The sequence below is a fragment of the Streptomyces sp. NPDC002044 genome, assembly GCF_040296725.1.
GTDB lineage: Bacteria > Actinomycetota > Actinomycetes > Streptomycetales > Streptomycetaceae > Streptomyces > Streptomyces antarcticus.
The window spans coordinates 13,770-32,143 of the sequence record NZ_JBEOXU010000005.1 but is presented as its reverse complement, the minus strand read 5'-3'; the positions used below and the strand labels follow the sequence as shown (position 1 = coordinate 32,143).

The following is an 18,374-nucleotide window of genomic DNA, read 5'->3' as shown; positions in this document are numbered from 1 at the left end:
TCAACGCGCGTAGCGCGACAGGGGGGAACGGGTATCGAGGTGGTTACGCGCAGAAGACGGACCGCCGCCCGGGCCGCGCTCCACCACCGGGCCGCCGCGGTCGTAGGCTCGTGCCATGACTGACGCAGCAGGGGCCCTGGAGCCGGGACGGCAGATCGAGACCCTCGACGAACTGACGGAGGAGCAGGCCGGCGCCGTACTCGCCCTGATCGAGGACGCGGCACGCACCGACGGCACCCACGCCGTCTCCGAACAGGGCCGGCTCCAGCTGCGCGGCGGCCCGCGCGAGGGCATCCGGCACTTCCTGCTCACCGCGGACGGCCGGCTCGCGGGGTACGGGCAACTGGAGGACACCGACCCGGTCGAGGCCCCGGCCGCCGAACTCCTCGTCCACCCCGCGCTGCGCGGACGCGGCCACGGGCGGGCCCTGGGCTCGGCCCTGCTCGCCGGCTCCGGCAAGCGGCTGCGGGTGTGGGCGCACGGCGGCAAGTCCGCCGCCCGGCACCTCGCGCAGGTCCTCGGCCTGACCCTGTTCCGCGAACTGCGCCAGCTGCGCCGCCCGCTCGGCGCGGACGCGGCCCCACTGCCCGAGGCCGCGCTGCCGGCCGGGGTGACGGTGCGCGCCTTCGTCCCCGGCACGGACGACGCGGCCTGGCTCGCGGCGAACGCGGCCGCCTTCGCCCACCACCCCGAGCAGGGCTCGCTGACGCAGCGCGACCTGAACGACCGGATCGCGCAGCCGTGGTTCGACCCCGAGGGGTTCTTCCTCGCGGAGCGGGCCGGGAAGCTCGTCGGATTCCACTGGACGAAGGTCCACGCGGCGGAGAGGCTCGGCGAGGTGTACGTGGTCGGTGTCCTCCCCGGCGCCCAGGGCGGCGGCCTGGGCAAGGCCCTCACGGCGATCGGCCTGCGCCACCTGGCGGCCCGGGGCCTGCCCACGGCGATGCTGTACGTGGACGCCGACAACCCGGCGGCCCTCGCCGTGTACGAGGGCCTCGGCTTCACCACCCACGAGGTGGACCTGATGTACCGCACCGAAAGCTGACCCCACCCAAGACCCAGCCCCGCCGAAACCCAGGCCCCGCCCCAAAGTCAGCCCCGCCGAAACCCAGGCCCCGCCCCAAAGTCAGCCCCGCCGGCGGTTGAGGCGCGGGGTCCGGGGCGGAGCCCCGGCAACGGCCCCGCACGGGACCCCCCGCACCCGGGAAGCCCCCGCCGCCCCGCACGGCACCCGGCACGGGACCCGCACGGCACCCGGCACGGGACCCGCACGGGCCCCCGCCCACCCCCGCGGAAGCGACTCGTGCGCCAGCCGGACCCGGGAAGCCACACGCCATTCACCGGGCATTAAGACGCGCTTGCGACCCTCCCGGCATGCAGCCCCGACTCCGACTGACGGCCGACACGTCCGACGCGCCCGTCCTGCCGCGCGGGCGGAAGAATGGAGTCATGAGCCACCAGCCCAGCGCGGGCCCCACCGAGGTCCCCGCCCAGCACCCGTCTCACACGCCCGCTCCCCCCGCGCCCCCCGCGTCCGTCACGGGCGCCCACGCGCGGATAGGTTCCATCTCCGCGCACCGCCCGAACGTCGATCTCGAACCCGATCTCGACGCGGACCTGGACGCCTACGACGACAAGGACGGCGGCGAGCTACCACCGGGCCGCTTCCTCGACCGCGAGCGCAGCTGGCTGGCCTTCAACGAACGGGTGCTGGAGCTGGCCGAGGATCCGGCGACGCCCCTCCTGGAGCGCGCGAACTTCCTGGCGATCTTCGCGAGCAACCTCGACGAGTTCTTCATGGTCCGCGTCGCCGGCCTCAAACGGCGTATCGCGACCGGCGTCGCCACCCGTTCGGCCTCCGGCCTGCAGCCCCGCGAGGTGCTGGACCTGATCTGGACGCGCTCGCGCGAGCTCATGGCCCGCCACGCCGCCTGCTTCCAGCAGGACATCTCCCCGGCCCTGGCCGAGGAGGGCGTCCACCTCATCCGCTGGCCCGACCTCACCGAGAAGGAGCAGGCCCGCCTCTTCACGCTGTTCCGGAACCAGATCTTCCCGGTGCTGACCCCGCTGGCCGTGGACCCCGCGCACCCGTTCCCGTACATCTCCGGCCTGTCCCTGAACCTGGCCGTCGTCGTGCGCAACCCCGTCAGCGGCCACCGCCACTTCGCCCGGGTCAAGGTCCCCCCGCTCCTCTCCCGCTTCCTGGAGGCGTCCCCGCAGCGCTACGTCCCACTGGAGGACGTCATCGCCGCGCACCTGGAGGAGCTGTTCCCCGGCATGGAGGTGCTCGCGCACCACATGTTCCGCGTGACCCGCAACGAGGACCTGGAGGTCGAGGAGGACGACGCCGAGAACCTCCTCCAGGCCCTGGAGAAGGAGCTCATGCGGCGCCGCTTCGGGCCGCCCGTCCGCCTGGAGGTCGAGGAGTCCATCGACCCGGGCGTACTGGACCTCCTCGTGCAGGAGCTGAACGTCAACTCCTCCGAGGTCTACCCGCTGCCCGGCCCCCTCGACCTGACCGCCCTCTTCGGGATCGCCTCGCTGGACCGGCCGGAGCTGAAGTACCCGAAGTTCATCGCCGGCACCCACCGGGACCTCGCCGAGGTCGAGTCCGCGTCCGCCCCCGACATCTTCGCGGCGCTGCGCGAGCGGGACGTGCTGCTGCACCACCCGTACGACTCGTTCTCCACCTCGGTACAGGCTTTCCTGGAGCAGGCCGCCGCCGACCCGGACGTGCTCGCGATCAAGCAGACGCTGTACCGCACGTCGGGCGACTCCCCGATCGTGGACGCCCTGATCGACGCCGCCGAGGCCGGCAAGCAGGTCCTCGTACTCGTCGAGATCAAGGCCCGCTTCGACGAGCGGGCCAACATCAAGTGGGCGCGCAAGCTGGAGGAGTCCGGCTGCCACGTCGTGTACGGGCTCGTCGGCCTCAAGACGCACTGCAAGCTGTCGCTCGTCGTCCGCCAGGAGGGCGACCAGCTGCGCCGCTACTCCCACGTCGGCACCGGCAACTACCACCCCAAGACCGCCCGGCTCTACGAGGACCTCGGCCTGCTCACCGCCGACCCGCAGGTCGGCGCGGACCTCTCCGACCTCTTCAACCGGCTGTCCGGCTACTCGCGCCGCGAGACCTACCGCCGGCTGATGGTCGCCCCGCGCTCGCTGCGCGACGGGCTGATCGCGCGGATCGACAAGGAGGCCGCCCACCACCGGGCCGGCCGCCCCGCGTACGTGCGCCTGAAGATGAACTCGATCGTCGACGAGGCCCTCATCGACTCGCTCTACCGGGCCGCCCGGGCGGGCGTCCCCGTCGACATCTGGGTCCGCGGCATCTGCGCGGTGCGGCCCGGGGTCCCGGGGCTCTCGGAGAACATCCGGGTCCGCTCGATCCTCGGCCGCTTCCTGGAACACTCCCGGGTCTTCGCCTTCGGCAACGGCGGCGAGCCCGAGGTGTGGATCGGCAGCGCCGACATGATGCACCGCAACCTCGACCGCCGCATCGAGGCACTGGTCAGGGTCGCCGACCCGGCCCACCGCGCGGCACTGGACCGGATGCTGGAGACCGGCATGTCCGACGCCACCTCCTCCTGGCACCTGGGCCCGGACGGCGAGTGGACCCGGCACAGCACGGACTCCGAGGGCCAGCCGCTGCGGCACGTACAGGAGATGCTCATTGACGCCCGGAGGCGCCGGCGTGGCTCAGCCAAACCATGACCCGATGGCGGGCGCGGGTGACGTGCTCGCCGCGTTCCTGCGCTCCCAGGCCACCGCCTTCCTACGCGGACTGCGCCTGCACGACGAGAGCCCGGCGAGCGGCGCCGACTCCACCGGCCGCTTCGAGGCGGCGCGCGGCCTTCGGGGCGCCGCGCGCCGCATCAGCGGCTCCCTGGCCACCTTCCGGGTGGTGACCGAGTCCGCCTGGGCGGACGGGCTGCGCACCGAGCTGGTGTGGCTGTCGTCGACCCTGGCGCACGAGCACGCGTACGCCGCCCGGCTGGCCCGGCTGATGGACGCCCTGCACCGGCTGTCGGGCTCCCCGGAGGTCCCGGCCCCGCGCGGTGCCTCGTCGGCGGGAGCGCTCACGGTCGGTTCCGCGCGCGCCGGCGCGCTCCTGGAGCGTCAGCTGACGCTCGCCCGTACGCGCGCCCACTCGGCGACCCTCCAGGCGCTCGGCTCCGCCCGCTTCCACGCGGTCGCGGACGCGGTGGCGGTGCTGGCCTCGGACGTCCCGCTGGACCCCGTCGCGGCCCGGGGGCGGGTGGACGAGGTCCTGCTCCCGCTCGCGGCGGTGGCCGAAACCCGCCTGTCGGCCGCGGTCGCGGCGCTGCCCCCGGCCGACGGCGGGCACCCGTACGACGCGGACCACGACGGGCTCTGGCACGAGGTGCGCCGCCTGCTCCGCATCCACCGGTACGCCCGCGAGGCGCTGGGCGAGGACGTGGCCCGGGCGGCGGCCGCGGGCGAGGCCCTGGACCGCCACCGCGACGCCGCCGAGGCCGCCGCCGCCTCGGCCACGGCGGCCCGTACCCCGCGCATCGCCCCGGCCACGGCGTACGCCCTGGGGGTGCTGCACGCCGACCAGCGGCACGCGGCGGAGGCCGCCCGCACCGCCTTCCGGCACGTCTGGCTGCCGGAGCCGGCGATCACGCCGCGCCCCAGGTAACAGATGAATAACGGATGCTTACGTCCGGGTGTGGCCGAACCCGAACGCACCGGGTCGTCCGCCACGGTTCACCGTCCGTTCACTCGCACCGGTCGGCCGCTTCACCTGTACGGCCTAATTTCGGTGGTGCACGGTGAGAACGCCAGCAGGTCAGGCGGTCCAGCCGGGCACATCGACGTAGCAGTCCTCTTCGCACGCCGCCCCGACACAGAAAGCGGCCGGCGGCTTCTGGAAGGAACACCCGAAAGTGAAGCTTCAGCGCAAGAACCGGCTTCGTGCCTCCGCCCTCGGGGCGCTCGTCGTGTCCGGCGCCCTGGTCCTCACGGCGTGCGGCTCGGACGACAACACCAAGGACAACGGCTCCGCCACCGGCAAGCCGTCGGCCGCCGCCGCGGGTGACATCAAGTGCGACGGCGCCAAGGGCAAGCTCCTGGCCTCGGGCTCGTCCGCGCAGAAGAACGCGGTCGACCTGTGGGTGAAGAACTACATGGCCGCCTGCACCGGCGTCGAGGTGAACTACAAGTCCTCCTCCTCCGGTGAGGGCATCGTCGCCTTCAACCAGGGCACCGTCGGTTTCGCCGGCTCCGACTCGGCGCTGAAGCCGGAGCAGGTCGAGGAGTCCAAGAAGATCTGCACCGGTGGCCAGGGCATCGACCTGCCGATGGTCGGCGGCCCGATCGCGATCGGCTTCAACGTCGCCGGCGTCGACAAGCTGACCCTCGACGCCCCGACGCTCGCCAACATCTTCAACGACAAGATCAAGAAGTGGGACGACGAGGCGATCAAGAAGCTGAACCCCGGCGTCACGCTTCCCGCCACCGCCATCCAGGCCTTCCACCGCTCCGAGGACTCGGGCACCACCGAGAACCTCGGCAAGTACCTCAAGGCCGCCGCCCCCGACGCCTGGACCTACGAGGCTTCGAAGAAGTGGCCGGCCCCCGGTGGCCAGGCAGCGTCGAACTCCTCCGGCGTCGCCTCGCAGGTCAAGTCCGTCGACGGCGCGATCGGCTACTTCGAGCTCTCCTACGCCAGCTCGCAGAGCATCAAGACGGTCGACGTGAACACCGGCGCCTCCGCCCCGGTCAAGGCCACCGGCGAGAACGCCTCCAAGGCCATCGCCGCCGCCAAGATCTCCGGCACCGGCTCCGACCTGGCCCTGAAGCTCGACTACGCCACCAAGGCCGAGGGCGCGTACCCGATCGTCCTGGTCACGTACGAGGTCGTCTGCGACAAGGGCAACAAGCCCGAGACCCTGTCCACGGTGAAGTCCTTCCTGAACTACACCGCCTCGGACGCGGGCCAGAAGGTCCTCACCGAGAACGGCTACGCGCCGATCCCCGCCGAGATCAACGCCAAGGTCCGCGAAATCATCGCCTCGCTCGCCTGATCAAGACCCCGAGGCCGGTCCGCTCCCCCCGTCCGGGACAGCGGGCCGGCCCCGGGACCTTCCCCTCCACCCGGGGGAATCCGGTGCACCGCCGCCAGGGGGCTCGCCCTCCCACAGACCGGAAAGACCATGGCTTCCACCACACCCACCCAGACAGACACGGCTCCGCCTGTCTCCAGGAGCGAGAGGTCCACCGGCCGCGCCGGTGACAAGATCTTCGCCGGGCTCTCCAAGGGCTCCGGCATCCTGCTCCTGGTGATCATGGCGTCGATCGCCGCCTTCCTCACCTACCGCGCGGTCATCGCCCTGTCGAAGAACGAGGGCAACTTCCTCACCACCTTCGACTGGAACGCGTCGGCCAACCCGCCCGTCTTCGGCATCGCCGTCCTGCTCTTCGGCACCGTCGTCAGCTCGATCATCGCGATGGTCATCGCGGTTCCGATCGCCGTCGGCATCGCCCTGTTCATCTCGCACTACGCGCCCCGCAAGCTGGCCGCCCCCCTCGCCTACGTCGTCGACCTGCTGGCCGCCGTGCCGTCGATCGTCTACGGCATCTGGGGCGCCCTCTTCCTCGTCCCGCAGCTGGGGGGCCTGAACCTCTGGCTCGACGAGTACCTGGGCTGGACGTACGTCTTCGAGAAGACCCAGATCGGCGTGGCCCGCTCGCTCTTCACCGTCGGCATCCTCCTCGCGATCATGATCCTGCCGATCGTGACCAGCGTCAGCCGCGAGGTCTTCCTCCAGGTCCCGCGCATGAACGAGGAAGCCGCTCTGGCCCTCGGCGCGACCCGCTGGGAGGTCATCCGGATGTCGGTGCTGCCCTTCGGCCGCTCCGGCGTCATCTCCGCCTCCATGCTCGGCCTCGGCCGCGCGCTCGGCGAGACCATGGCCGTGGCGACCGTCCTCTCCCCGAGCTTCCTGATCTCGTTCCACGTCCTGAACCCGGGCGGCGGCACCTTCGCGCAGAACATCGCCGCGAAGTTCGACGAGGCCAACGAGTTCGGCCGCGACGCGCTGATCGCCTCCGGTCTGGTCCTCTTCCTGCTCACCCTGCTGGTCAACGGCGCGGCGCGCCTGATCATCGCCCGTCGCAAGGAATTCTCGGGGGCGAACGCCTGATGAGCCACGCACTCCAGGACCAGCGGCCCGTCCGGGCCCCGAAGTCCCCCGCCCCCGCCGGCCTCACCCGGGGCGGCCTGCCCCGCTGGGCCCCGGCCGGCATCGCCGTCGTCTCGGTCGCCCTCGGCTGCGGCATCGGCCTCGTCTTCGGCCTCCACAGCAAGATCCAGTGGGGACTGATCGCCGCCCTGCTGTTCGTCGCGATCACCTACACCGCCAGCGCGGTCGTCGAGAACCGCCGCCAGGCCAAGGACCGCGTCGCGACCTCCCTCGTGTGGGTCTGCTTCGTCCTCGCCGTCATCCCGCTGCTCTCCCTGATGTGGACCACCATCAGCCGCGGCATCAAGGTGCTCGACGGAGACTTCCTCGGCCACTCCATGAACGGCGTGACCAGCTTCGAAGAGGGCGGCGGCGTCTACCACGCCCTCCTCGGCACCCTGGAACAGGTCGCCCTCGCGACGCTGATCGCCGCGCCGATCGGCCTGCTGACCGCCGTCTACCTGGTCGAGTACGGCCGGGGCGCACTGGCCAAGTCCGTCACCTTCTTCGTCGACGTCATGACGGGCATCCCCTCGATCGTCGCGGGCCTGTTCATCCTGACGACCTGGAACCTGATGCTCGGCTTCGGCCCCTCCGGCTTCGCCGGCGCGATGGCCCTGTCGATCCTGATGATGCCGGTCGTGGTCCGCTCCACCGAGGAGATGCTCAAGCTCGTCCCGAACGAGCTGCGCGAGGCGGCCCTCGCCCTCGGCGTACCGAAGTGGCGCATGATCCTCAAGGTCGTGCTGCCCACGGCCATCGGCGGCATCGCCACCGGTGTGATGCTGGCCGTCGCCCGCATCGCCGGCGAGACCGCGCCGATCATGCTGCTGGTCTTCGGCACCCAGCTGATCAACAACAACCCCTTCGAAGGCGCTCAGTCCTCGCTCCCGCTGTACATCTGGGAGCAGTACAAGGTCGGCAGTGAAGCCTCCTACGACCGGGCATGGGCCGCGGCGCTCGTCCTGATCGCCTTCGTCATGATCCTCAATCTGGTGGCTCGCGGCATCGCCCGCTGGAAGGCCCCCAAGACCGGTCGCTGACGCGACTCTCCGAAAGCGAAGTGACCCCTCATGGCCAAGCGAATCGACGTCAGCGGACTGTCCGCCTTCTACGGCACCCACAAGGCCATCGACGACATCTCGATGACCGTGGAACCCCGCTCCGTGACCGCCTTCATCGGCCCCTCCGGCTGCGGCAAGTCCACCTTCCTGCGCACCCTCAACCGCATGCACGAGGTCACCCCCGGCGGCCGCGTGGAGGGCAAGGTCCTCCTGGACGACGAGAACCTGTACGGCGCCGGCGTCGACCCGGTCGCCGTCCGCCGCACGGTCGGCATGGTCTTCCAGCGCCCGAACCCGTTCCCCACCATGTCGATCTTCGACAACGTGGCGGCGGGTCTGCGCCTGAACGGCAGCTTCAAGAAGGCAGAGCTGGCCGACATCGTCGAGAAGTCCCTCAAGGGCGCCAACCTCTGGAACGAGGTCAAGGACCGGCTGAACAAGCCGGGCTCCGGCCTCTCCGGCGGTCAGCAGCAGCGCCTGTGTATCGCCCGTGCCATCGCGGTCGAGCCCCAGGTCCTGCTGATGGACGAGCCCTGCTCGGCCCTCGACCCGATCTCCACCCTCGCCATCGAGGACCTGATCGGCGAGCTCAAGGAGCGCTTCACGATCGTCATCGTGACGCACAACATGCAGCAGGCGGCCCGGGTCTCGGACCGCACCGCGTTCTTCAACCTCTCGGCGGTCGGCCAGCCCGGGAAGCTCATCGAGCTCGACGACACCGACCGCATCTTCTCCAACCCGTCCGTCCAGGCGACCGAGGACTACATCTCGGGCCGCTTCGGCTAGACCGGGTTGGGCGTGAACGTCCTGCGGTGCTGCATGGCGGTGCCACCGCGAGGCGAAAGGAAAAGGGCCGGCTCCCCCTGGGTGGGGGGAGCCGGCCCACTTTCGTGGATCGGGCACTGCGGCGGGCGACCTGCGGGCACTCCGGCCGGGCGTCCTCGCGGACGTCCTAGGAGACGAAGGCCAGGTTCACGATCCAGAAGCTGACCGCGGCGACCAGGGCCGCCGCCGGCATGGTGATGAACCAGCCCAGGATGATGTTCTTCGCGACGCCCCAGCGGACCGCGTTGATCCGCTTGGTCGCGCCGACACCCATGATCGCCGAGGTGATCACGTGGGTGGTGGAGATCGGCGCGTGGAAGAGGAACGCCGAGCCGAACATGATCGACGCACCGGTGGTCTCCGCCGCGAAGCCCTGCGGCGGGTCCAGCTCGATGATCTTGCGGCCGAGGGTGCGCATGATGCGCCAGCCACCGGCGTACGTACCCAGCGACAGCATCACGGCACACGCGATCTTGACCCAGATCGGGATCGCGTCGCCGGCCCCCTGCACGTCGGCGATGACCAGGGCCATCATCACGATGCCCATGGTCTTCTGCGCGTCCTGCAGGCCGTGGCCCAGCGCCATGCCGGCCGCGGAGACGGTCTGCGCGATGCGGAAGCCCCGCTTGGCCTTGTGCGGGTTGGAGCGGCGGAACATCCACAGGATGGCCACCATCACCAGGTAGCCGACGATCAGGCCGACCACCGGTGAGACGAACATCGGGATGACGACCTTGTCGACCACACCGGACCAGATGACCTCGGTGCCGCCCGCGAGGGCCGCACCGACCATGCCGCCGAACAGCGCGTGCGAGGAGGACGAGGGAAGGCCGAAGTACCAGGTGATCAGGTTCCACACGATCGCGCCGACCAGCGCCGCGAACAGGATCCACATGCCCCGGTTCCCGTGGGGCGTCTCGATCAGGCCCTCGCTGACCGTCTTGGCGACCCCGCTGCCCATGAAGGCACCGGCGAGGTTCATCACGGCGGCCATCGCGAGCGCGGCCCGCGGCGTCAGGGCCCGGGTGGAAACCGACGTGGCGATCGCGTTCGCGGAGTCGTGGAAACCGTTGGTGTACGTGAAACCGAGCGCGACACCGATGGTCACGATCAGGGCGAAGGTGTCCACGAGGTTCAGGACTCCTTGACCGCGATGGTCTCCACCGTGTTCGCAACGTGCTCGAACGCGTCGGCCGCCTCTTCGAGCACGTCGACGATCTGCTTGAGCTTCAGTACCTCCATGGCGTCGTACTTGCCATTGAAGAGCTGGGCGAGCAGCTTGCGGTGGATCTGGTCGGCCTGGTTCTCAAGGCGGTTGACCTCGATCCAGTACTCGGTCAGGTTGTCCATCGTCCGCAGGTGCGGCATGGCCTCGGCGGTGAGCTCCGCCGCGCGCGCCAGTACCTCGATCTGCTGCTCGACGCCCTTGGGCAGTTCCTCCACGTTGTAGAGGACGACCAGGTCGACGGCCTCCTCCATGAAGTCCATGATGTCGTCGAGGCACGAGGCGAGGTTGTAGATGTCCTCGCGGTCGAACGGCGTGATGAAGGAGGAGTTCAGCTGGTGGAAGATCGCGTGGGTGGCATCGTCCCCCGCGTGCTCCGCAGCCCGCATCCGCTCCGCGATCTCGACCCGGGCGGAAGAGTCCGCTCCGAGCAGTTCCATCAGGAGCTTCGAGCCCGTGACGATGTTGTCCGCGGATGCGGCGAACATGTCGTAGAAGCTCGTCTCCCTGGGGGTCAGACGAAATCGCACGTGAGGTCCTCGGGGTGCATTGGATTCGGTCAGGCTGATGCTAGGCGCATCCCCCGGCCACGGCTAACCGGCCGTTCCCCAGTGTCCTCCATCAGGCAGAGTGAGGACCACGGGCCCCTGTTTCCACGACGGAGGGCCGGTACCTTATACCCACGAGGGGTATGCGTCCCTCAGGTCAGGACCACGGGAGGACCCATGACGACCATCGAGACGGCGGGCCCGGGAGCCGAATCCGGCACCACCGGATCCGCGACCGCCGCTCCCGCCGCCACGCCCCACGACGGCGGGGCCGTCCACGGCTACCACCACCAGAAGGACGAGCACCTCAAGCGCCTGCGCCGGATCGAGGGCCAGATCCGCGGCCTCCAGCGCCTCGTCGACGAGGACGTCTACTGCATCGACATACTCACCCAGGTCTCCGCGAGCACGAAGGCCCTGCAGTCCTTCGCGCTCCAGCTGCTGGAGGAGCACCTGCGCCACTGCGTCGCCGACGCGGCGGTCAAGGGCGGCGCGGAGATCGACGCCAAGGTCGAAGAGGCCACCAAGGCCATCGCCCGCCTCCTCCGCACCTGACCACCGAACGCCGCCCGAATCCGAGGCTCCCAAGGCAGCCGGGCACACATCCGGCTCCGCCGGCCCCAGACAGGCACCGGGCGTCCCGGCACACATCCAGCCTCGCCGGCGATTGCGGCGCGGGGTCCGGGGCGGAGCCCCGGAAGGCCCGGGCGCAGCCCGGGGCCGCCCGCGCGACGGCGCTGCCCGGCGCCGCGGGGAGAACGGGAAACGGGTCCCGGCCCGACCGGCTAGAGCCCGACCCCCATCAGTACCTCGTCGATGCGGTCCTGACTCAGCCGGTCCTCGGCAGCGGCCGACGCCGCGATGATCAGCTCGCCGCACAGCTCGATCTCGGCGAGCGCCACGTGGTCCTGCACCGTCTTACAGCCCGCGGGAGTCACGCACGTCACCTCGATCTTCCGTCATACGGACATCGGTCATCGGTCATCGGTCTCTCTCGCCGCTCGTCGCCCGGGTCTCACCGCTCACCCCGTCTCACGCACACGCAGACACCCACACACCCACAGACGCACCCACAGCCGCACCCGCACCGCCCGTCGGTCCCCGCCGCTCCCCGACCGACCCCGCCGGCGGCCGCCCCCTCAGCCTAGGGAGGCCCCGCCTCCCCCCGCATGACACGGATGGACCATTTCCGGATATCCGGCATGGCCCGATCGCGCCGCCGGGTTCCCACCCGCCCGGCTACTCGGCGATCTTCCCGGCGTAAATGTCCCCGCTCGGGGGCAATACGACGGTCACCGGCGTCCCGAACCCGTACAGGAGCGTTGTCGAGGAGACATCGATCACGCCATTGTTGACATACGTGAACCGGTGGCGAACCTTCCGCAAGCGCCCCTCCGCGTCCAGATACGCGTCGAACGGCACCGCGTCCTTGCTGAACCCTTTCGCCGCCGCCTCCAGCGCCCCCCGCACGCCTTCCGACGCGCTCCGCGCCGCCCGCGCGATGTCCGTGGTCCCCCGGTAGTGCCGCACCCTGGTGCCCGCCACCTCGGTCTCCCCGACGTACGTGACCTCCCGCGCGCCCCGCAGCAGCTCCGCCGCCACCAGCGGATCGGTGGCCCCGCCGGTGACCAGGTTCCCGTCGGCGAGAGTGGTCGTGTCGACCCGTACCCACTTGTCGGCGGGCACGCCCGCGCCCCGGTTCTTCATGTAGAGGGCGCCCGGCACCAGCAGCTCGGTGATCGGCCGGTGCTCCGCCTTGCCCTTGACGTCGGCCGGGAGCATCACCAGCAGCTGGCCCATCCGGTTCTTGAAGTCGACCCCGCCCTCGCCGCGGATCGTGACCCGGGTGCCGCCCGTGGCCATCTCCATGGCCGTACGGGCCCGGGCGCTGCCCGCCCTCGTCAGCGCGTCGGCGGCGCCGCGGACCACGGCCTCCGGGTCCGGGGGCGGGCCGTCGTCGCTGCCGCGTGCGGGACCCCCGCACCCGCCCATCGCCACGACCGCCAGCGAGACGCCGGCGGCGAGCAGCGTCTCACCCGCGCGACCGCGCCGCCGCCTGTGCTGGTGCACCACCATCGCCTGCCAACCCCCAACGCATGACCGCTTTTTGCCCGAGGCCCCCACCCGCTCCGGTTAACGAGGTCCGGGGTTTCCCGTCACGGCCCGCTCGCGTCCCCGGCCCGTGCCCGCCGCGGGTACCGTGGAGACGTGGAACCGCACACCGAAGCGACCCCGGTCCCTCCGCTTGCCTCCGTGCCCCTCCCCCGGGCCCAGTCGGCGCCCCCGGCGGCCGCCGGGTTCCCGCAGCACCCCCGGTCGCCGGATCCGGCCGCCGGCCACACCGCCTCCACCACCGAACGCGGATCGTTCTGCCTGGCCGTCTGCACCTGCGGCTGGACCGGGCCGGCCCGCCGCTCCCGCGACCTGGCCCGCAAGGACGCCACCCGCCACACGACGCCGTAGGCCGGGGCGGCCCCACCCCGGCGTGTCGCCCGTTCGGACGGCCCGGCTGGCCGGTGCGGGCCGGACCGTATGCCCTTGACTCATGCCAGGTCCCGCAGCCCGCCTCGCGGCCCTTCTCTGGGCCCTGCTCATCGCCTCCGCGCCCGCCGCCACGGCCTGGGCGCGGCCCGTGGGCTCGGCGGACGGCCCCGGCGACGTGGCCCTGGCGATCGGGCTCACCACCGCCGCGGCGGCCGCCACCGGGCTGTGGCTGCGCTCCCGCTACCGCCGCGACGAGGACGCCTCCGGGGCGGGCTCAGAGGACGGCGACCCGTGACGCCCCGGCCGCGGCCCACGGCCGTGCGCGTGTGCTTCGGCGCGGCCGCGCTGTGCCTGCTGGCGGCCGGGCTGCTGATCGCGTGGGACACGTTCGCCCACGCCTGACCCCGTACGACCACGTACCGCATGACCCGTACCGCATGCCTCGTACCGCATGCCTCGTACCGCATGCCTCGTACCGCATGCCGCAGACCGCGTACCGCCCGGGCGGTACGCGCCCCTCAGGCCGCGAGGTCGCTCTCGTGCGTGCGCTGCCCCGCGGGCGGGGTCGGCGCCTGCGTCAGGTCCACCGCGAGGGGCACGGCCCGCACCTTGGACCGTACGAGCCACCCGGCGCGCGCGGACCGGTTCAGCGCCCCGACCACCGGGGTCAGCAGCGCCAAGGCCGGCGGCGCGAGCACCAGGACGACGGCGGTGCCGAGCGCGAACCCGCCGATGACGTCGGTCGGGTAGTGGACGCCGGTGTACACGCGGCAGAAGCCCTCCACGAGGGCGAGCCCGATCCCGACGAGCCCGATCCTCCGGTTGGCCACGAACAGCCCGACGCCCAGGGCCATGGCGAGGGTGGCGTGGTCGCTGACGAAGGAGAAGTCCGTCCTGGCCAGCCCCGTCGTCAGCCCCGTCCCGGGACCGGGGTCGAGGACCTGGAGCCCCTCGTGCTGCCGGAACGGCCGCGGCCGCCCGACGAATTCGCGCAGCGGGGCGTTCACGAGCAGCGCCAGCCCGGCGGCCAGCGGGGCCCACACGAGCGCCGCGAACGACTCGGCCGCCGTGGCCTCGTCCGCGCGCCGCGCGCCGCGCCAGCACCACAGGACCAGGAGCACCAGGGCCAGCGGGATCCCGTACTCGCCGGTCAGGCTCACGGCCCGGTCGCACCAGCCCGGGGCCTGCCGGGCCAGGGAGTTGATCTCATACAGCAGGCTGACATCCACATTCGGCCCACCGGTCGTGAGTCCAGCCATGGCGATGCGGCCCCTTGCTGTTGCGGTGGATTCCCCTGTGGGCGCGCCCCTGTGCGCACCCGTTCGCCCCCCGGTTGATCAGCCCCCGTGCCCATGGAACGCCCGTTCTGACGACTACGTTCCACTCTCCACCGAATGATCACCCCAACGTTATCGAAGAGTGACTCATCGTCGCAGCTCAGGGCCTGGACTTCACGGAGAGTTGCCGGGGGCCGCGCTCGACGCGGCGCGCTCCGGAAGGGCCTGCGCCCCGTCCTTCGTCACGCGCGTCGCACCGAAGTAGTCGGGGGTGTCGATCTTGTCGAACCGGATCACCGCCCCGGTGAACGGGGCGTTGATCATGTAGCCGCCGCCCACGTAGAGCCCGACGTGCCGGATCTCCCGGGAGTTCGTCAGATCATCGGAGAAGAACACCAGATCACCGGGGAGCAGTTCGGCCCGTGAGGGGTGCGGACCGGCGTTGTACTGGTCGTTCGCCACGCGCGGCAGCTCGATCCCCACCGTCTCGTACGCGGCCTTCGTCAGCCCCGAACAGTCGAATCGGCCGTCCTGGTCGGGCGTCCCGTTGCCGCCCCACAGGTACGGCGTACCGAGCTGCTTCTGCGCGAAGTAGATCGCGCCGGCGGCCTGTTGGGAAGGTGCGACCCGCCCGACGGGGCGGGCGAAGCTCTTGGCGAGGGTCGTGATCGTCTTCACGTAGCCCTGCGTCTCGCGGTACGGCGGCACCCCGCCGTACTTGATGACCGCGTACGCGCCCGCGTTGTAGGCGGCCAGCATGTTGGACGTCGCGTCACCCGGCACGCTCGCCACGTCCTTGGCGAGTTCACAGTCGTACGAGGCCGCCGACGGGATCGCGTCGCTCGGGTCCCAGATGTCGCGGTCCCCGTCCCCGTCGCCGTCGATGCCGTGGCCCGCCCAGGTGCCCGGGATGAACTGCGCGATGCCGCGCGCGTCCGCCGGGCTCACGGCGCTCGGGTTCCAGCCGCTCTCGGAGTAGAGCTGCGCGGCGAGCAGGGCCGGGTTGATGGCCGGGCAGAGGTTGCCCCACTTCTCCACCAGCGCCTGGTACTTGCCGGGCACGGCCCCCTTGACGAGCCCCACCGCACGGCCGCCCGCGCCGGAACCCGCGAGGCCGGCCGCGGCCGAATACGTCCCCACGACGAGCAGCACGACGAAGCTCAGACAGAGCCCCAGCCCGATCCCACTCGCCATCCAGAATCTGCGCACCCGTCAACCCTCCCCCATCGATGCCGCTTTCCGACGTGATTTGACCGTGTCGCCTATCGGACTAGCCCACTTGGAACCACGCCTCCCCCACACCCGCCCACCGTCCTCACCCGGCACACCCCCCTCACCCGGCGCGCGCGGCGCGCCCGGCTCGTCCGGCTCGTCCGGCTCCGGCTTCCCGGCAGTCACCGGGCCACGTTGAATCCCGAGCAGGAGATGCCCTCGTACGTCCCCGCCCCATCCTCGACGCGATAGAAGACCACCGTCCAGTCCCCCCGGTCCGCGGCGAGCGGAACCGCTCCCGGGAAGTCGTCCGGGTAAGTCAACTCCACGTAGTCACCGGAGTCCCAGCCGCTGTACAGGTCCACGGGAGCGCTCAGGAACCCCGCCGGGCCTCCGTCTGCGGGCGGTTGGGCACCCGGCGGCCGCACGGCGACCCTGACCGGATACGGCCGCGGCCGCTCGGCCCCGCCGGCCGCGCCCGCCCCGCCGCCCGCGGGCTTGGGCCGCATCCGCACCGTCGCCGTGGTGCTGGGCACACCACCCCTATGGGAGCTCACGGTCTGCGTCTCGATCCCGCCCCCGGGGGGAGTCCCCTCCGCGGGCCGTGCGCAGTCCCCCGCGCCGTACTCCGCCATGAGGGGATCGGTGGACAGCTTCCAGCGGTAGTCGACGGCCTTCCGCCCGCCGCCCTTGCCCGTGCCCTTGCCGGACGGGGCACCGGTCCCGGCGGGAGCACTCGCACTCGCTCCGGTCGGGGCCGTCCCGGTCGGGCCTGTGCCGGGCGGGGCGGTGCCGAGCGCTCCGGCCCCGGGCGCACCGGCCCCCGGGGCGCCGGTCTCGGACGCCCGGGCGCCGTGCGCCCACTCGTCCGCCCGCCCCACGGCCCAGACCCCTCCGGCCCCCACCCCGGCGAGCAGCACCGCCGCAACCGCCCGCCGCGCCCACCGCGCGGGGGCCGCCCCGGCCCGCGGCGATGCGGCGTCCCGCCCCCCGTACGTCTCCACTCCCCCGGCCCCGAACACCCCTGAACGGCCCTCACCCCCGGCAGCCGTCCCGCCGGCGGTCCCGCGTTCCGGCCCCGGCACCCCGGCATCCGTCCCGCGCTCCCCTTCCGAGGCCCCACCACCGTCCGCCTCACACTCCGGCTCCGGCGCCCCGGCGGCGGTCCCGTGCTCCCGCTCCGAGGCCCCACCACCGTCCGCCTCACACTCCGGCTCCGGCGCCCCGCCAGCCTCCCGCTCACGCTTCCGCGCCCCGGCGGGCGCTCCACGCTCCGGTTCCGGCGGCCCGGCCGGTGCTTCGCCCTCCCGCGGCAGTTCCCCGTACGCCGACGCCTCGGCCGATGTCCCGGCGGCCGGTTCGCGCCGGGCGCCGGGCTCCCGCGGCCCAGCCTCCGCCGCGGCCCCGGGCGGCGGCGCGTCCTCCGGCCAGGCTCTGGTCGCCGCGCCGGGCGAAGCCCCCGGCCCACCGTCCTCCCCGCGCCCGGACCCGCCGCGCCCGGTCCCCACCGGCACGGTCGTCCCGCCGCCCGGGAGCACCGACGGCACCGACGGCACCGACGGCACCGGGAGCCCCGACAGCCCCAGCGGCACCATCGGCACCATCGGCACCATCGGCACCAGCGGCCCCGCCCAGGCCCTCGTCGCCCCGCCGCCGGCCGGGTCGCCCGCCGGCGCGGCCGCCCCGTAGCCGGGGTCCTCCACCAGCGCGCCCCGCACCCCGCAGCGCCGGATCACCTCCGCCGGCCCCGGCCGCGCCGCGGGGTCCTTCGCCACGCAGGACTCGATCAGCGCCGCCAGCCCCGGCTCCACCCCCGCCAAGTCCACCGGCTCGTGCACCGTCCGGTAGCCGATGCCGGCCGCCGCCCCGGCCCCGTACGGCGGCCGTCCCGTCGCCGCGTACGCCAGCGTCGCGCCCAGCGCGAAGACGTCCGCCGCGGCCCCGGCCACCGCCCCCAGCAGCACCTCCGGCGCCGTGTACCCCGGCGTCCCCGGCGCCTGCCCGGCCTGCGTCAGCGCCGTCGACCCGATGCCCCGCGCGATCCCGAAGTCGATCAGCTGCGGCCCCTGCGCGCCCAGGATGACGTTCTGCGGCTTGAGGTCCCGGTGCGTCACCCCGTACGCGTGCACGCTCGCCAGCCCCTCCGCCAGCGCCGCCGCCACCCCCCGGCAGGTCCCGGCGCCGAGCGGCCCCCGCCCGCGCACCGCCTCGGCCAGCGTCGGCCCGGCCACGTACTCGGTGGCCAGCCAGTACGGCGCCTCCTCCAGCGAGGCGTCGATCAGGCTCGCGGTGTACGCCGACCGCACGGCCCGTACGGTCTCCACCTCGCGCCGGAACCTGGCCAGCGCCTCCGGATGCCCGACGACCTCCCCACGCACCACCTTGACCGCGACGAGCCGGCCCCCGGGCGACCGCCCGAGGTACACCTGCCCCATCCCCCCGGCCCCCAGCCGGGCCACCAGCACGTACGCCCCGATCCGCCCGGGATCGGCCTCCGTCAGCGGCTCCATCTGCCCGAGCCTGCCATA

Annotated in this window: 17 protein-coding genes; 10 read left to right on the top strand and 7 right to left on the bottom strand. The window is 72.4% G+C overall.

Annotated features, from left to right (window positions below):
• The first annotated feature begins 115 nt into the window (after nt 1-115).
• From mshD to pstB, 7 genes are all read left to right on the top strand, one after another.
• The gene (gene mshD, locus ABT106_RS02410; protein ID WP_351271081.1) at nt 116-1,045 is read left to right on the top strand and encodes a mycothiol synthase; all 930 of its coding nucleotides are present in this window, start codon (nt 116-118) and stop codon (nt 1,043-1,045) included.
• Nucleotides 1,046-1,449: 404 nt separating this feature from the next.
• Complete coding sequence (locus ABT106_RS02405; RefSeq protein WP_351271078.1) at nt 1,450-3,717, top strand: RNA degradosome polyphosphate kinase; 2,268 nt, start codon at nt 1,450-1,452, stop codon at nt 3,715-3,717.
• Complete coding sequence (locus ABT106_RS02400) at nt 3,698-4,666, top strand: CHAD domain-containing protein (RefSeq protein WP_502979166.1); 969 nt, start codon at nt 3,698-3,700, stop codon at nt 4,664-4,666. The genes ABT106_RS02405 and ABT106_RS02400 overlap by 20 nt, the downstream gene beginning before the upstream one ends.
• Before the next feature lie 247 nt (nt 4,667-4,913).
• Nucleotides 4,914-6,053, top strand: a complete 1,140-nt coding sequence (gene pstS / locus ABT106_RS02395) for a phosphate ABC transporter substrate-binding protein PstS (RefSeq protein ID WP_351271072.1) — start codon at nt 4,914-4,916, stop codon at nt 6,051-6,053.
• A gap of 129 nt (nt 6,054-6,182) precedes the next feature.
• Nucleotides 6,183-7,172: a phosphate ABC transporter permease subunit PstC gene (pstC, locus tag ABT106_RS02390; protein WP_351271069.1), complete on the top strand. Its 990-nt coding sequence runs from the start codon at nt 6,183-6,185 to the stop codon at nt 7,170-7,172.
• Nucleotides 7,172-8,254, top strand: coding sequence for a phosphate ABC transporter permease PstA (gene pstA / locus ABT106_RS02385; protein ID WP_351271067.1), 1,083 nt, complete (start codon nt 7,172-7,174; stop codon nt 8,252-8,254). The genes pstC and pstA overlap by 1 nt, the downstream gene beginning before the upstream one ends.
• Nucleotides 8,255-8,284: 30 nt before the next feature.
• Nucleotides 8,285-9,061 (top strand): phosphate ABC transporter ATP-binding protein PstB, encoded by a 777-nt coding sequence (gene pstB, locus ABT106_RS02380; RefSeq protein ID WP_267724389.1) that lies wholly within the window; start codon nt 8,285-8,287, stop codon nt 9,059-9,061.
• 166 nt (nt 9,062-9,227) lie between these two features.
• Here pstB and ABT106_RS02375 read toward each other — a convergent pair whose 3' ends face one another.
• Both ABT106_RS02375 and ABT106_RS02370 read right to left on the bottom strand, forming a co-directional pair.
• Nucleotides 9,228-10,229, bottom strand: a complete 1,002-nt coding sequence (locus tag ABT106_RS02375) for an inorganic phosphate transporter (protein ID WP_351271064.1) — start codon at nt 10,227-10,229, stop codon at nt 9,228-9,230.
• Nucleotides 10,230-10,234: 5 nt separating this feature from the next.
• Nucleotides 10,235-10,855 (bottom strand): DUF47 domain-containing protein, encoded by a 621-nt coding sequence (locus ABT106_RS02370; protein WP_267724386.1) that lies wholly within the window; start codon nt 10,853-10,855, stop codon nt 10,235-10,237.
• Nucleotides 10,856-11,050: 195 nt separating this feature from the next.
• On the opposite strand from ABT106_RS02370, the gene ABT106_RS02365 reads away from it, so the two are divergent.
• A complete protein-coding gene (locus ABT106_RS02365) occupies nt 11,051-11,428 on the top strand; it encodes a metal-sensitive transcriptional regulator (protein WP_267724383.1) in 378 nt (125 codons plus the stop codon).
• Nucleotides 11,429-11,658: 230 nt separating this feature from the next.
• On the opposite strand, the gene ABT106_RS02360 is transcribed toward ABT106_RS02365, so the two are convergent.
• Both ABT106_RS02360 and ABT106_RS02355 read right to left on the bottom strand, forming a co-directional pair.
• On the bottom strand, nt 11,659-11,811 hold the full coding sequence (locus ABT106_RS02360; RefSeq protein ID WP_351271060.1) for a hypothetical protein: 153 nt from the start codon (nt 11,809-11,811) through the stop codon (nt 11,659-11,661).
• 301 nt (nt 11,812-12,112) lie between these two features.
• Nucleotides 12,113-12,949, bottom strand: a complete 837-nt coding sequence (locus ABT106_RS02355) for an SCO4651 family lipoprotein (RefSeq protein WP_351271057.1) — start codon at nt 12,947-12,949, stop codon at nt 12,113-12,115.
• A gap of 177 nt (nt 12,950-13,126) precedes the next feature.
• Here ABT106_RS02355 and ABT106_RS02350 point away from each other — a divergent pair, with 177 nt between their 5' ends.
• Together ABT106_RS02350 and ABT106_RS02345 are read left to right on the top strand one after the other, a co-directional pair.
• Nucleotides 13,127-13,336 carry a hypothetical protein gene (locus ABT106_RS02350; RefSeq protein ID WP_351271054.1) on the top strand — a complete coding sequence of 70 codons (210 nt, stop codon included), beginning with the start codon at nt 13,127-13,129 and terminating at the stop codon, nt 13,334-13,336.
• Nucleotides 13,337-13,418: 82 nt separating this feature from the next.
• Complete coding sequence (locus tag ABT106_RS02345; RefSeq protein ID WP_351271052.1) at nt 13,419-13,652, top strand: hypothetical protein; 234 nt, start codon at nt 13,419-13,421, stop codon at nt 13,650-13,652.
• Between the two features lie 223 nt (nt 13,653-13,875).
• Here ABT106_RS02345 and ABT106_RS02340 read toward each other — a convergent pair whose 3' ends face one another.
• The 3 genes from ABT106_RS02340 to ABT106_RS02330 all read right to left on the bottom strand — a co-directional run bounded on the left by ABT106_RS02340 (nt 13,876) and on the right by ABT106_RS02330 (nt 18,356).
• Nucleotides 13,876-14,616 (bottom strand): phosphatase PAP2 family protein, encoded by a 741-nt coding sequence (locus ABT106_RS02340; protein ID WP_351271049.1) that lies wholly within the window; start codon nt 14,614-14,616, stop codon nt 13,876-13,878.
• A 192-nt stretch (nt 14,617-14,808) separates the two neighbouring features.
• Nucleotides 14,809-15,828, bottom strand: a complete 1,020-nt coding sequence (locus ABT106_RS02335; RefSeq protein WP_351271242.1) for a C40 family peptidase — start codon at nt 15,826-15,828, stop codon at nt 14,809-14,811.
• Between the two features lie 200 nt (nt 15,829-16,028).
• Complete coding sequence (locus ABT106_RS02330) at nt 16,029-18,356, bottom strand: serine/threonine-protein kinase (RefSeq protein ID WP_351271046.1); 2,328 nt, start codon at nt 18,354-18,356, stop codon at nt 16,029-16,031.
• Between the last annotated feature and the right edge of the window lie 18 nt (nt 18,357-18,374).

What these genes read in the sequence shown, in the direction of transcription:
- pstB (WP_267724389.1), top strand. Translation starts at nt 8,285, where the DNA reads ATGGCCAAGCGAATCGACGTCAGCGGACTGTCCGCCTTCTACGGCACC.
- ABT106_RS02340 (WP_351271049.1), bottom strand. Translation starts at nt 14,616, where the DNA reads ATGGCTGGACTCACGACCGGTGGGCCGAATGTGGATGTCAGCCTGCTG.
- ABT106_RS02365 (WP_267724383.1), top strand. Translation starts at nt 11,051, where the DNA reads ATGACGACCATCGAGACGGCGGGCCCGGGAGCCGAATCCGGCACCACC.
- pstC (WP_351271069.1), top strand. Translation starts at nt 6,183, where the DNA reads ATGGCTTCCACCACACCCACCCAGACAGACACGGCTCCGCCTGTCTCC.
- mshD (WP_351271081.1), top strand. Translation starts at nt 116, where the DNA reads ATGACTGACGCAGCAGGGGCCCTGGAGCCGGGACGGCAGATCGAGACC.
- ABT106_RS02405 (WP_351271078.1), top strand. Translation starts at nt 1,450, where the DNA reads ATGAGCCACCAGCCCAGCGCGGGCCCCACCGAGGTCCCCGCCCAGCAC.
- ABT106_RS02335 (WP_351271242.1), bottom strand. Translation starts at nt 15,828, where the DNA reads ATGGCGAGTGGGATCGGGCTGGGGCTCTGTCTGAGCTTCGTCGTGCTG.
- pstA (WP_351271067.1), top strand. Translation starts at nt 7,172, where the DNA reads ATGAGCCACGCACTCCAGGACCAGCGGCCCGTCCGGGCCCCGAAGTCC.
- ABT106_RS02345 (WP_351271052.1), top strand. Translation starts at nt 13,419, where the DNA reads ATGCCAGGTCCCGCAGCCCGCCTCGCGGCCCTTCTCTGGGCCCTGCTC.
- ABT106_RS02330 (WP_351271046.1), bottom strand. Translation starts at nt 18,356, where the DNA reads ATGGAGCCGCTGACGGAGGCCGATCCCGGGCGGATCGGGGCGTACGTG.
- ABT106_RS02355 (WP_351271057.1), bottom strand. Translation starts at nt 12,949, where the DNA reads ATGGTGGTGCACCAGCACAGGCGGCGGCGCGGTCGCGCGGGTGAGACG.